Genomic DNA, 12768 nt, shown 5'->3' with positions numbered 1-12768 from the left:
ACACCACACATTGGGACGTAGTTCAACGGTAGAACTCCGGTTTTTGGTGCCGGCTGTTGGGGGTTCGAATCCCTCCGTCCCAGCCATTAAAACTGAGCGCCCTAAGCCCATAACGGCCCAGGGCGCTTTCTTGTGGGCAAGCGGAGGAATTCGAACCCGCAAGGATGCGGAGCTGAGGAAACGCGAAGCGTTTTCCAGCGCAGCACGCAAGGAGCGAAGCGACGCAGCGGGGCGCGGCCGCCGACCAGGCGGACGCGGAATCCCTCCGTCCCACACCAGCCAAGAGCCCCTCACGTCAAGCAAATCGAGCCAACGCCGCCAAGCGGAGGGATCCGAACCCGCAAGGAGCGAAGCGACGCAGCGGCGCGCGGCCGCCGCAGGCAGACGCGGTGTCGGCACTTGGGGACGTTCCTAAAGTGCCGGCTCGGGACTATTTTCGAGGACCCTCCGAAGGACTGTGGCCAAAAAACGGCAAATATGAGTACTGTTACCGTTGTAGCTACATTATTTTCGTTAATAAAAGAATATCTTAATGAGATTTATTCGCATCAAGGTCTTCCTTTAATGAACACTTGAGGAGATACGGCAGCTTATCTGCTCGATCGACACGTCAAATCACCTTAAATGTGGTCAAAATTACTGCTACTAAAAGAATATCAGTACTCATATTTGATGTTTTTTGGCCACGGCTCTTTATAGACACCTTGCACAGCGACTGGGGTAGATTTTTTGAGGCACGCCTATCAGCCCAGTTCCGAAAAGCGAGCCGCATGCAACAACCAAGCCACGACAGGCCCCGGGAGAGCGGGGACACCGGCTTAGGTTTATCGCGAGTTCCGCACGAACAGGAGGCCACTTAATGTGGCCTCCGTCGTGAGCAGGACTGTAGAGCAGGAAACCTAAGCCGGTGTCCCCGCTCTCCCGGGGCCGGCGGAATTTAGTTGTTCAGCATGCGGTCGAAGCTTCCCGAGTCGCCATCCCGATAGTCGGCGGTCATCAGAATCTCCTGCGGAATGCGCCCGCCTTCACGTAGCACGTTGCGGAACTGCACACGCGTGACCATGGGCAGATCCTTAATCGTCGCCGCCAAGTTCTGCGGCACGCCCTGGTTGGCAGCCGCGGGCTCGCACTCTCCGCCGGCCTTCACGCGACGCTTGTGCTCGGCGAGCATGGCGCGGTACATGCCGGCATGCAGGCGAATCTCAACCACATTGGCATTGCGAGCCTGCTCGACGATGCGCGCGCCCTCGCGGTCGATATCGCCCACGTAGTAGACGTAGTTAAAGCGATAGCCGATCTCAGCCAGATAATCGTCCAGGGCATGCGAGACGCTCGCCTTGCATCCGCCGCCAAAAATCACGCCGCCCACCTTGATGCCAAAGAGCTTGGCGTGCTTGCGGCCACGCAGCAGCCTGACGATCTCGTCGTAGGTGTCCAGGTTCTCGACCATAATGAACGGCTTATCGGCGCCCAGCGTAAAGAAACCCGTAAAGTGCACGGGGCGGTTGGGGGCGACCTTGATCGCCTGCATGCTGATGCCCTTTTCGGTCATGCGCCTTATCAGGCGCTCACCGTGCTTGCCGTCAAAAGCCTTCTCGTCGTTAAAAATCTGGTAGGCACGCTGGCGGCGCGAGGCAACCGGCGTATCGGCACCTCGGTTCTGCTCGATCCAAGCCTGGATGATTGCAATCTCCTCGGCAATCTTGCGGTTGGACATCTCGTTGTGCTGAGTGCGCTGCGGAGCCTTTTTGCCGTCCTTGCCCTCGACCTTAACAATTTGAGTCTGCTGCTCCTTGATCTTAGAGAGCGCCGTAGGCGTAGGGACAACTTTGAGCAGCTGCCTGCCCAAAACGCGGGCAAGGGCAAACGCCGATACCTCGCCGCGGACGGCCGACTCGGGCTGCTGGGCAGCAGCATCTGCTGCGGCAGACTCCGGCTTCTTCTGAGACTTGCGCTTAGAATCGCCTTGGGAATTGCGCTCGCGCTTCGGCATAGACGCCTGCTTCTGAGGACGATCGGACTTGCTCTCCTTCGCCGGCTGGCGCTTAGGCTGCCCCGAAGAAACCTCGGCCTTCGCATCCTCGTCCTGCGGCGTGGTCTTCTCGGCTGCAGTCTCGGCATGGGAACTGCGGCCCCCGCGATGGCGACGGCGGCGAGGCTTGCTCGACGCGCCCTGCTCCGTCTGCCCATCAGTAGGCTGTTGGCCCTTGGCCTCGGCAGCAACCTCAAGCTGCGGCTCAACAGGCTTCTGTTCGCGAGCCGCCGGCTCAACGGTTTTCTCGGTTTGTTCGGCCTTCTTGTCCTGAGTGGTCGAAGCCGGCTCGCCCTTCTCCTGACGCCTTACGGGATACGCGCGCCTCGCAAAACCACGTCCGGGACGGCATGAGCCCGGGGCCTTCTTGGCAGACTCCTCAACATCGTCTGCAGCCTCGGAAAGCTCTTCAACCTCATGCGCGACATCCTGCTGCACAGCCTTAAAGTGGGCACCACGGCGACGCTGGGGCTCCTGGGCCTCCACGGGCTTTTGCTCCTTCGCGGGCCTCTGCGACTCGGCAGCAACCTCGTTCTCAACAGCCTCGGCATCCGTCTCACCCTTTTGAGCAACGGCGCGACGGAAGCGCTCCTGCTGGGCGCGACGCTGCGCATCGCGCTTGCCACCCCCGCCAAAACCGCCGCGTCCTGCCTTGGCCGTAAAGGCACGCACGACGTTCTCATCGAGCAACTCATCGGTATCAACATGCTCACGCGGAGCAACTTCTTCCACAGCAGGCACGTCAGCGAAATCCTCGACGACAAAATCTTCGACGGACTCGGCAGGCTGCTCCTGGGCATCGCGGATCTCGGCATTGATGGTATAGAACGCCGGGCGCCCGTTAATGCCGCTACCCTCGATCTTGGTCACGATATTTGCCTCGATAAGCTCATCGCGCATCGCCTTGGTGTCGCATTCCTTATCGACGGAGCGGAAAATCTGCGCCAGCGCACTCGACTTAATCTTGAGCGCCTTGCGGCAAAGCAGATCGTAGGCAACCAGCTTGGCACGCTCAGCAGAAAGCGACGTCTGGCTGCTCAGGCGCTCAGCCAGAGCATCGACATTGTTTTGATTATCGGAATATACCGTCTTGGCCACGGGGCCCCTTTCATATGCACACATATACGTCCATATGGTACAACACACGAGCCTATCCACGCAAAACATCTGCGAGAACGCCCTTGCACCACCTGTTATCACAAGAAAAAAGACCGGGTCCGCTTGATTGCGGACCCGGTCTTTCCGAGTCAAATAGATGGGAGATTCAACCCGTCCGACCGACTAGGCCTTGGCGGCCTCGGCGTCGGCAGGAGCTTCAGCGGCAGCGGCGCGACCGTACTCGGCCTTGCCCATCTCGGACCACTCGGGCTCCTCGTCAGGCATGGAGCCGGCCTCCTTGCCGAAGAACTCTTTGAGGCAGTTGACGGCGACGATGAGGCCCAGGACCATCAGCAGGACGGCGAAAACGAGCTGCAGGCCCTTGGTGGCGGCGACGGAGACGGCGGCCGTGGTGGCGGTAGCCGGGATGGTGCCAAAGAAGCCGTAAGCCTGGACAGCGGTCATGCAGCCCATGGCGCTCTGGACCAGCGAGGTGAAGGTGCAGCAGAGCAGGAAGGCGACGGGCACGTAGAGCATCCAGCCCTTGCGGCCGGTGCACTTGCAGAACACGGCGAGGGTGATCATGGTCATACCGCCGAGCAGCTGGTTGGAAGCACCAAAGAGCGGCCAGATGTTGGCATAGCCACCAAAGGCAAGGGCGAGACCGGGAAGCAGGGTGACGACCGTGGCGAACCAGGGGTTGCCGAGAACCTTCATGTAGCCGGCCTTGGACTCGATGGCCAGGGCGTCGTTGGTCTGGGCAAAGAACTCGGAGAACGAGGTGCGGGCGATGCGGGCGACGGCATCGAGCGAGGTCAGGGCCAGAGCGGAAACGTTCATGGTCATAAAGACGGTAGCGAGCGTGCCGTCAACACCGAAGGCCTGCATACCGCGGGAGATGCCAGCGGCGAAGATCTGGAACGGGGTGGAAGCGACGCCGGCGTTGAGGGCGCCGGTGCCGGCGGTGTTCATATCGGAGAACATGATGCCGGCGACGATGATGGCAAGGATGCCGACGAAGGACTCGACGATCATGGCGCCATAACCGACCTTGACGGCGTCCTGCTCCTTCTCGACCTGCTTAGAAGAGGTGCCGGAAGAAACGAGGCTGTGGAAACCGGAGAGAGCACCGCAAGCGACGGAAACGAACAGGACCGGGAACATCATGCCGGTGGCAGTGGAGAAGCCGGTGAAGACCGGAGCGGTGATGGTGGCCTGACCGTTGACGCCCAGGACGACGATGCCGAGGACAGCGCAGGCGATCATGACGATCATCATGATGGAAGTGAGGTAGTCACGCGGGGTCTTGAGCATCTGGATGGGCATAGCGCCAGCGAAGACCAGGTAGACCATGACGACGGCGAACCACTGGAACTTATCCAGGTAGACCGGGAACTGCATACCGACGGCGAACATGAGAACCATGAGGACCACGCCGGTGACGAACTCGGCGGCACCGGTGAGGTTGAACTTCTTCTGGGCCCAACCAAAGGCAATAGCGACGAAGGTGAACAGGATGGAGATGGTGCCAGCGCAGCCAGCGGCATAGGACTTGGTGAAGTCGATGGCACCGGTAGCGGCGCCAGAAGCGTCAACGGCCGGGGTGAACATGAACGTCTTGCAGACCATGTCAGTGAAGGCGGCGATGACGATGATGCAGAACAGCCAGCAGAACAGCAGGAACAGGCGACGGCCGGTCTTGCCGATGTACTTCTCGATGAGCTGAGCGAGCGACTTGCCGTTGTTCTTCATCGAAGCGTACAGAGCACCAAAGTCGTGGACGGCGCCAAAGAAGATGCCGCCGACGAGGACCCAGAGCACGACGGGCAGCCAGCCAAAGGCCATGGCGACGATCGTACCCGTGACAGGGCCAGCACCGCAGATCGAGCTGAACTGGTGCGAGAACGCGGTAAAGGCGGAGACGGGCGAGAAGCTGTTGCCGTCCTTCATGCGCTTGGCCGGCGTGAGGGCATCCTTGTCAACGCCCCACTTGTTGGCCAGCCAGCGGCCATAGCCCAGATAGCCGCAGGCGAGCACCGCCGCGGCCACAACCATGAGCAAAACTCCGTTCATTACATTTCCTCCTCTAAAAAGAACTTCCCAGACATAAAAAATGAGGGCCGTCGGTTGCGCTCGACGGCCCTCATCTTCATCAGCCGCCCGTTATCGTACGGGCTAGCTGTATGTGCTAACCCGCATCAGATAATTACTACGCTGATAATGTTTAGCTGATGCGTGAACATGTCTAAGAAACCCTCTTCAATCATGATGCGAACGATCCGTGCGTGTTCACATCCCCCAGTGGATGAAAAGCAGTATGAAACTTTAGTTACCTAAAGTCAACGCAAATTTGTAATGAATTTTCAACTTTTTTGAAATTCTCGGTATAAAACGCCACTGACCTCGGACTTTACCCAACAAAAGTTTTTGCATGAGAGATGCCCCTGAGGGCCGCGGGAGCCGGGCGGCGCATATGAACTTTATCGCGAGTTCCGCACGCAAAGAAGGCCACTTAATGTGGCCTTCGTCTTGCGCAGGACTGTAGAGCAGGAAAGTTCATATGCGGCCGTTGGCGCCCGGGCAGCGCCGGGGACCGCACCCGTACGACTACAGCGTCATGTTTGGATCGGCGTCGACGTCGAACGGCGAGATTTCTCCTCGGTCGAATTTACGGCGGGCAACCTCTGCGATCATGGCTGCGTTATCGGTACAGGCAGACAAGGGCGGCACCGTTACGCGGATCCCCTGACGCCCAAGCTTCTTGATCATCATCTCGCGCAGATGCGGGTTGGCCGAGACGCCGCCACCGATGCAGTATTCCTTGCATCCGGTAGCGTGCAGTGCGTTTTTGGCCTTCTTGTACTGCACGTCAAAGACAGCTGCCTCAAACGAAGCCGCCAGATCGGGCAGGTGAATCGTGCGCCCGGCCTTGGTCTCCTGCTCGATGTAGAGCGTCACGGCCGTTTTAAGACCCGAAAGCGAGAAACGATAGTCTCCCCTGCTGTTAAGCGCGCGAGGAAAATCGATCGCACGGGGGTTGCCCGTCTCGGCCAGCTTGGAGATGATGGGGCCACCGGGATAGCCCAGACCCAACGCCTTGGCTACCTTGTCGAAGGCCTCGCCCACAGCATCGTCGAGTGTCTCACCAAGTACCTCGTAGTCGCCCCATGCCTTCACGTGCACGAGCATGGTATGACCGCCCGAGACGAGCGTGAAGATAAACGGCGGCCTGAGATCGGGCTGCGCCAGCAGGTTGGCGAACAGATGGCCCTCCAGATGATTGACGCACACGAGCGGCTTGCCGGCGGCATAGGCAAAGCCCTTGGCGAAGGCGACGCCCACTACCAGAGCACCCACCAGGCCCGGACCCTGTGTCACGCCAACAGCGGCGAGTTCGCTCGGCGCGATGGCTCCACCCTCAAGACCAAGCGATGCTGCGGCATCCTCGAGCGCCGCATCCACGACACTCACAATCACCTCAACGTGTTTGCGCGAGGCGATCTCGGGCACCACGCCGCCAAAGCGGGCGTGAAAATCAATCTGTGTCGACACCTGGTTGGCCAGCATATTGCCATCCGCATCGATAATCGCCACGGCCGTCTCGTCGCAGGAACTCTCGATAGCGAGCACTAGGCGGCGGCGCTCAATTTCGGCACGCTCCCCCTCGGAGCGCCCAGGCGCAGGCAGCGGCCATACGCGCTGCTCTGCCGCCGTCGGCTCGGGCGAGGCATTGTCGACCGGAAGCACCAGGGGAAGAGGGGCCGTCATGACGATGGCGTCCTTGCCGGCACCGTAGTAGCCACGACGACGACCCGCCTCGGTAAAGCCCAGAGCGGCATAGAGCGCGACCGCTCCCTCGTTGCCGTCCTCGACCTCGAGCGAAGCCGTGGTGCAGCCGAGCATCTGGGCATCATAGCTCACATGCGACAGCAGCTTGCGGGCAATGCCCTCACGGCGATGTGCCGGGTCGACGGCGACATCCAGAATCTGCACATCACCGTCCACGACCATACCGCCGGCAAGGCCCAGCAGCTTGCCGTCGTCGTGTGCCACCCACCAACTACGCGGCGCAGCGACGTCCTCGCCCAGTTCGGACAGGAACATGCCCGGCGTCCACGCCTCGTGTCCGGCACCTTCAAAGCAAGTAGCCTCCAGTGCGCTCGCGCCCTCGGCATCCGCCGCGCCCATGGGACGGAACTGCAGATGACGACCGGCGAGCTCATCGGCAACACCCGTTATTTCGCTCTGCGCACTCTCGGCAAGACCAAGACGCTTGCGCTCGTTTTCCTCGGCATCCGAAAGGCGCGTGTAAATCGGCAGGACGCGGGCCGGATCGCCGTCGCCCGCAGCGTGCGCGAGCAGCAAGCCCTCGCCCGAAGGCCACCACAGGTCGCGCTCCACGCAGCGGGCGGTCTCGTCCTCACCCAGCAGCTTGCCATAGTGCACGAGACCGTCACCGGTCAGCTGAACCTGGCCCCAGTCCGCTGCTTGGCGCCACTCATCGAGCGCCACGGCGGCCTTGACCACGTGCTCGCGCTCAAATTGACGCTCGGGACCCTCATCGACCAGCATATACAGCGCCGGATATACCTCACCACGCATAGCATCGGCCAAGATACCAAGCTTGCCGCGCACGCCAGCCTTCCACGCCGTCCAAGCGCAAGCATCGAGCGTCGACACGCCCAGCAGCGGAACATTGGCACCACGCGCGAGGCCCTTGGCAGTGGAGATGCCGATGCGCACACCCGTAAACGACCCCGGGCCGCGGCCGACCACGTAGCAACCAACATCGCTGCGATCCAGACCGGCTTGAGTCAGCACGCCATCAACGGTATTCACGAGCTCAACGTTGGCGTGACGGCGACACATGTGGTCGCCACTCACGAGCTTCGTCTCGCCCGTCTGCCCATCAATCCAGCTTGCCGCGCAGGCAAGCATGTCGGTCGAGGTATCGAGCGCCATCACCAGCGCGTTGTCGTTATGCAAGCTCATCTTGTACAGCCTTATCAATCAAATGGGAAAGCTCCATTGCGCGGTCACCGTGCGCCTCGAGCGTTATCGTTCGCACATCGCTGTCGCCCTCATCACGCTTGAACGTCACCGAAAGATACTCATCCGTCAGCTCGTCCTGGAATTGTTCGCCCCATTCCAGCAGGCAAGCACCCTCATAGCCCAGCACATCGAAAATACCCGTATCCTCGAGCTCGTAGGCATGCTCCAGGCGGTATAGATCAAAGTGAAACAGCGGAATACGACCTTGATCGTGAACGGCCATGAGCGCGAACGTAGGGCTCGTAACCATATGCCCATCGCCCAGCCCGCGCGAGACGCCCTTGGTAAAGTGAGTTTTGCCCACTCCCAGGCCACCGGTCAGGATGAGCACATCGCCGTCCTCAAGGCACGGTGCAATTAGCTCGCCAAAGTACTCCGTATCGGCAGCGCAAGTCGTTTTGTAAGTACCTACCCCCAGGCGCTCCAGGGACATACATGCTCCTTATTATTCCGAGGCGTTCTCTGGCGCGGGATGTCGCTCCAGATAGTCGCCCAGCATCTTAAAGTCTTCCTCCAGCAGCTCCTGCCACGCCGGATTGCGCAGCGCTGCTGCCGGATGGAACGTGGGCATTACCACAAAATGCCCCATCTGGTGGAACCTGCCGCGCAGCTTAGTAATGCCAATCTCGGTCTTTAGCACAAAGTGCGTCGCGGGGTTGCCGAGCGTCACAATAATATCGGGCCAGATGCTTCGGATCTGCTCACGCAAAAACGGCGAGCAAGCCAGCACTTCCTCGGGACGCGGATTGCGGTTTCCCGGCGGGCGGCACTTAAGCACGTTGGCAATGTAGACGTCTTCGCGTTTGAGCCCCGCCAGCGACAAAATGCCGTTGAGGTCCTCGCCTGCCGCCCCCACAAAGGGCTCGCCCTGCAAATCCTCATTGCGGCCCGGCGCCTCGCCAATAAACATCACGCGAGCGTGGGGGTTTCCCACGCCAAACACGATGTTATGGCGCGACTGGTAAAGCTGGCAAAGGTGACAATCGCCCAGAACGGCCTCGATCTCCTCGAGTGCGACCTCACGCGGCGCCTGATGGCTATGGCCGGGGATGTGCATGACGCCCATAGCGACTCCTACACGTAGACCTTGTCGAGACGCATACCAAAGCCGCAAGCGACCTCGTAGTTAATCGTGCCGCGTAGGCGCGCCATCTCGTCCATGGTAATCTCGGCATCTCCATCGCGGCCGACAATGATCATCTCGTCACCATACTCGGCCTCGGGAATCTCATGCGCCGGGTTGGACTGAATGGCGACCATAAACTGGTCCATGCAGATATTGCCCACCTGACGCACACGCTCGCCGCGATACAGCACGTCCATACGATTGGAAAGCGTACGCGAAAGGCCATCGGCATAACCGATCGGAAGGGTGCAGATCTGAACGCGCGTGCGCGGTACGCGGTAGGTAAAGCCGTAGCCCACGCCCTCGCCCATTGCAGGATGCGCCACGCGCGTCACACGCGCATGGACGCTCATGACGGGATCAAGCTGCATCACGCGACCACTCAGCTCACATGGCTGCAGACCATACAAACCAATGCCGGCACGAATCATGTCAAAGTGCATTGAAGAATCGAGCATCGAGGACGGCGTATTGGCACAATGCACGATACCGCATTCAAAACCTGCGTCCTTAATGGCCTGAACGGCCTCGGTAAAGCGCTGGCACTGCAGCTTGTAGTCCCAACCCGAAGGTTCATCGGCCGTGGCAAAGTGCGTAAATACGCCGTCGCACTGGATGCCGCGATGGAAACTGATGCCGCGTACAAAGTCGAGCACCTGTGTGTAGTGAACGCCGATACGATTCATGCCCGTCTCGATGGCAAGATGGTACTTGCCCACTTTGCCCGCCGCGACGGCGCATTCGCCATACGCAAGAGCAAAGTCAGACGTATAGACCGAGGGCATGATATCGAACTCGAGCAATGCAGGAATAGCCTCGATAGGCGGCTCGCTTAGAATCAGGATGGGCTTAGTAATCCCGCCCTGACGGAGCCCAACGCCCTCGTTGACCGTCGCCACGGCAAACATGTCGGCACCGGCCGAATACATGATCTTGGCACACTCAACAGCTCCATGACCATAAGCATCGGCCTTGACCACGCAGCACAGGCGCTGACGCGGATTCAACAAGTTCTTATAGGCCCTCGTGTTGCGACGGAGCGCCCCGCGGTCGATCTCGACCCAGGACCAGCGCGTCAAATCGGCTTTATTCATGATTAGTCATCCGACCCTTCGTCCATGATTCCCAGATCTTCGAGCGCATCCTTTGCCGCCAGCTCCATGGCAGGACCGATCAAGTCGATAAGATCGGTCGCGATAACGCTCTTCTCACCATACTCCGTCGCCGCAGCAAAACCGGCGTAGCTGTGAAGTGCGACGGCGTACGAATACAGCAACTCCCAACGATCCATCTCGTCGCGCATGGTGGCAAGCGTGCCGGCCAAAATACCCGCGAGAACATCACCAGAACCGGCAGTTGCCAGAGAAGCCGGACCCGAGAGTGGCAGCAGCACGCGCTCAACGCCACAGATAGCCGTCGTCGGCCCCTTGGCTATGACCACCAGATTGTCGGAGCCTGCAGCCCAGACAACCTTCTGCGCAGCTGCAATCGCGGTACCAAGGTCGTTCACCTCGTCACCGGCAACCAGACGCGAAAGCTCACGATAGTGCGGCGTCATAACCAACGGCTGCTCGCGACGATACATCTCGGGGTTACTATCAATACCGTCAATGGCAATCTTAGCAAGACAGTTGAGTGCATCGGCGTCCAAAATTAGCGGTACATCAAGCTCGAGCAAGCCCGAAACCACCTGCATAGCGCCAGCAGACGTCGTCATACCGGGACCGCACAGCACGCAGCTGTACTTCTTTGCGATCTCGCACACCGTCATGCGCGCAGCGGCGCCAAAGGAGCCGCGCGAATCAGACGGAATAGCAAAGACGGGAATCGAAGGAAGTGCCATGCGAATGAGATTGGCACAGGCGTCAGGAGCCGCGACTGCCACGTAACCAGCACCCGCGCGAGCTGCAGACTTGGCCGCCATAATGGCAGCACCAGGATATTGCGCAGATCCGGCGACAATAAGCACAGAGCCACGGGAATACTTATCGATATTCGATGGTAGCGGAGCAAAGTAATCAACTAAGTCACCGGGCTCGACAATCTCGGCGGCGTGGTCAACATCATCGATGACTTCGTCAAGACGGTCGTAAAGATTGCCGCAGATCAAATCGCCAGCATACTCAGGGCCATCAGCGCTATACAGACCAATCTTGGGCGCAATCATCGTCACCGTGCGCTCGGCACGAATGCAGTCGTCATCAACAACGCCCGTCTCGGCATTCAGGCCCGAGGGGACATCAATGGATACGACACAATCGGCGCATTCATTGACCGTAGGAATCCAAATGGAGAACGGCGCACGCAGATTCCCATGGAAACCGGTACCAAAAATGGCATCGACAACAACATCGGCCTTATCGATCAAAACCTCGAGTTCGTCACGCGAGGGACCGACGCAAACGTGCACATCGCGGCCGGCAGTTCGACGAGCAACATGACGTGCCAGAGCAGCAGGAATCTCATCCGGCTCAACCGGAGAAACGATATCCACGTCCACACCCTTGTGGCTTAGGATATCGGCGGCAACCCAACCGTCGCCGCCATTATTACCAAAACCGACCAGAACGAGAACCCGATCGGGATTGAGCTTCAAGACCTCGTTGGCGGCAAACTCACCCGCTAGCTCCATAAGCTCGGCCTTCGAAGTCCCTTCGCGTTCGATGATATCCTCGAGACGAACGACTTCTTCGGTACTCAAAACCGGTTTCATCTATGCTCCTAGCGTATCTTGCGAAGCATCGCCCAGGCGCTCCGTCAATGCTGAATTCTGCAGCTGCTCAAGCTCATCTAAAACAGAGCGAGCCTCTTTAAATGTCTGCGCAACGCGTTTCTTGTTGCTCACTTTTTCTTCCTTAGGCTTAGGTCGAGCATCCTCGGTGATTGCAATGGCATTAGCGACAGCCAAGTCACCCGTAAGGGTAATAGAAAGAGCGACCTCGACAACACCCAAATCCTGGGCGATTTCGAGAGCACGACCAGAAAGCAGAGCCTTCGGTTTGCCGAGTCTATCACGCGTTACCGAAACATCCTTGCGACCCACGCCTTGACTAAAACCCGTGCCGAGAGCTTTAAGCACCGCCTCGCGCGAAGCAAAGCGGCTCGCATAGTGAGCAGCGGGACGCGATGATGCATCGCAATACGCACGCTCTTCTTCGGTAAACACACGCCGAGCAAACGACGGCGTCTTTTCAAGAATTGATTTCATGCGGGAAATCTCGACGATATCAACGCCGATACCAGCTTCAGCCATGTTCACCTCCATATCGCACAGACTAAGTTATTGTAGCCCGTTCACAGAAGATGCGACAAACGAGGGTTATAAAACACAGCTACTATGTGAGACAAAACCCGCAAACGCAAAAAAGGGGGAGGCCGCGAGGCCTCCCCCTTCTTCAAGTCAAGCGTACGGCTCGGTGCCGTCCACCGGTCAGCGGCGCCCTGGCCTCCCACGGGCTGA

The 12768-nt window shown here is 59.3% G+C and carries 8 protein-coding genes and 1 tRNA gene; 1 reads left to right on the top strand and 8 read right to left on the bottom strand.

Features of this window, described 5'->3' with window-relative positions; all coding sequences use genetic code 11:
• Positions 1 to 11 precede the first annotated feature (11 nt).
• Positions 12 to 86 (top strand) — tRNA-Gln (locus I2H81_RS09805).
• Between the two features lie 851 nt (positions 87 to 937).
• Here the strand turns inward: I2H81_RS09805 and I2H81_RS09800 are convergent.
• The 8 genes from I2H81_RS09800 to acpS form a co-directional block, all read right to left on the bottom strand.
• Positions 938 to 3130 carry a hypothetical protein gene (locus tag I2H81_RS09800; protein ID WP_195645419.1) on the bottom strand — a complete coding sequence of 731 codons (2193 nt, stop codon included), beginning with the start codon at positions 3128 to 3130 and terminating at the stop codon, positions 938 to 940.
• A gap of 183 nt (positions 3131 to 3313) precedes the next feature.
• Positions 3314 to 5203: a carbon starvation CstA family protein gene (locus I2H81_RS09795; RefSeq protein ID WP_195645418.1), complete on the bottom strand. Its 1890-nt coding sequence runs from the start codon at positions 5201 to 5203 to the stop codon at positions 3314 to 3316.
• A gap of 534 nt (positions 5204 to 5737) precedes the next feature.
• Positions 5738 to 8122: a tRNA (adenosine(37)-N6)-threonylcarbamoyltransferase complex transferase subunit TsaD gene (gene tsaD, locus I2H81_RS09790; protein WP_195645417.1), complete on the bottom strand. Its 2385-nt coding sequence runs from the start codon at positions 8120 to 8122 to the stop codon at positions 5738 to 5740.
• Positions 8109 to 8615, bottom strand: a complete 507-nt coding sequence (tsaE, locus tag I2H81_RS09785) for a tRNA (adenosine(37)-N6)-threonylcarbamoyltransferase complex ATPase subunit type 1 TsaE (RefSeq protein ID WP_195645416.1) — start codon at positions 8613 to 8615, stop codon at positions 8109 to 8111. Before tsaE ends, tsaD begins: the two co-directional genes overlap by 14 nt.
• 12 nt (positions 8616 to 8627) lie before the next feature.
• Positions 8628 to 9248, bottom strand: coding sequence for a uracil-DNA glycosylase (locus tag I2H81_RS09780; RefSeq protein WP_195645415.1), 621 nt, complete (start codon positions 9246 to 9248; stop codon positions 8628 to 8630).
• Between the two features lie 8 nt (positions 9249 to 9256).
• Complete coding sequence (alr, locus tag I2H81_RS09775; protein ID WP_117798368.1) at positions 9257 to 10402, bottom strand: alanine racemase; 1146 nt, start codon at positions 10400 to 10402, stop codon at positions 9257 to 9259.
• A gap of 2 nt (positions 10403 to 10404) precedes the next feature.
• Positions 10405 to 12021: an NAD(P)H-hydrate dehydratase gene (locus tag I2H81_RS09770; protein WP_082435564.1), complete on the bottom strand. Its 1617-nt coding sequence runs from the start codon at positions 12019 to 12021 to the stop codon at positions 10405 to 10407.
• Positions 12022 to 12561 (bottom strand): holo-ACP synthase, encoded by a 540-nt coding sequence (acpS, locus tag I2H81_RS09765; RefSeq protein ID WP_195645414.1) that lies wholly within the window; start codon positions 12559 to 12561, stop codon positions 12022 to 12024.
• Between the last annotated feature and the right edge of the window lie 207 nt (positions 12562 to 12768).

The organism is Collinsella aerofaciens, assembly GCF_015561195.1.
GTDB lineage: Bacteria > Actinomycetota > Coriobacteriia > Coriobacteriales > Coriobacteriaceae > Collinsella > Collinsella aerofaciens_AC.
This window is presented reverse-complemented; position numbering and strand designations above follow the sequence as displayed.

Coding starts and splice junctions, on each gene's coding strand:
- I2H81_RS09795 (WP_195645418.1), bottom strand. CDS start 5,203: ATGAACGGAGTTTTGCTCATGGTTGTGGCCGCGGCGGTGCTCGCCTGC.
- tsaD (WP_195645417.1), bottom strand. CDS start 8,122: ATGAGCTTGCATAACGACAACGCGCTGGTGATGGCGCTCGATACCTCG.
- tsaE (WP_195645416.1), bottom strand. CDS start 8,615: ATGTCCCTGGAGCGCCTGGGGGTAGGTACTTACAAAACGACTTGCGCT.
- I2H81_RS09780 (WP_195645415.1), bottom strand. CDS start 9,248: ATGGGCGTCATGCACATCCCCGGCCATAGCCATCAGGCGCCGCGTGAG.
- alr (WP_117798368.1), bottom strand. CDS start 10,402: ATGAATAAAGCCGATTTGACGCGCTGGTCCTGGGTCGAGATCGACCGC.
- I2H81_RS09770 (WP_082435564.1), bottom strand. CDS start 12,021: ATGAAACCGGTTTTGAGTACCGAAGAAGTCGTTCGTCTCGAGGATATC.
- acpS (WP_195645414.1), bottom strand. CDS start 12,561: ATGGCTGAAGCTGGTATCGGCGTTGATATCGTCGAGATTTCCCGCATG.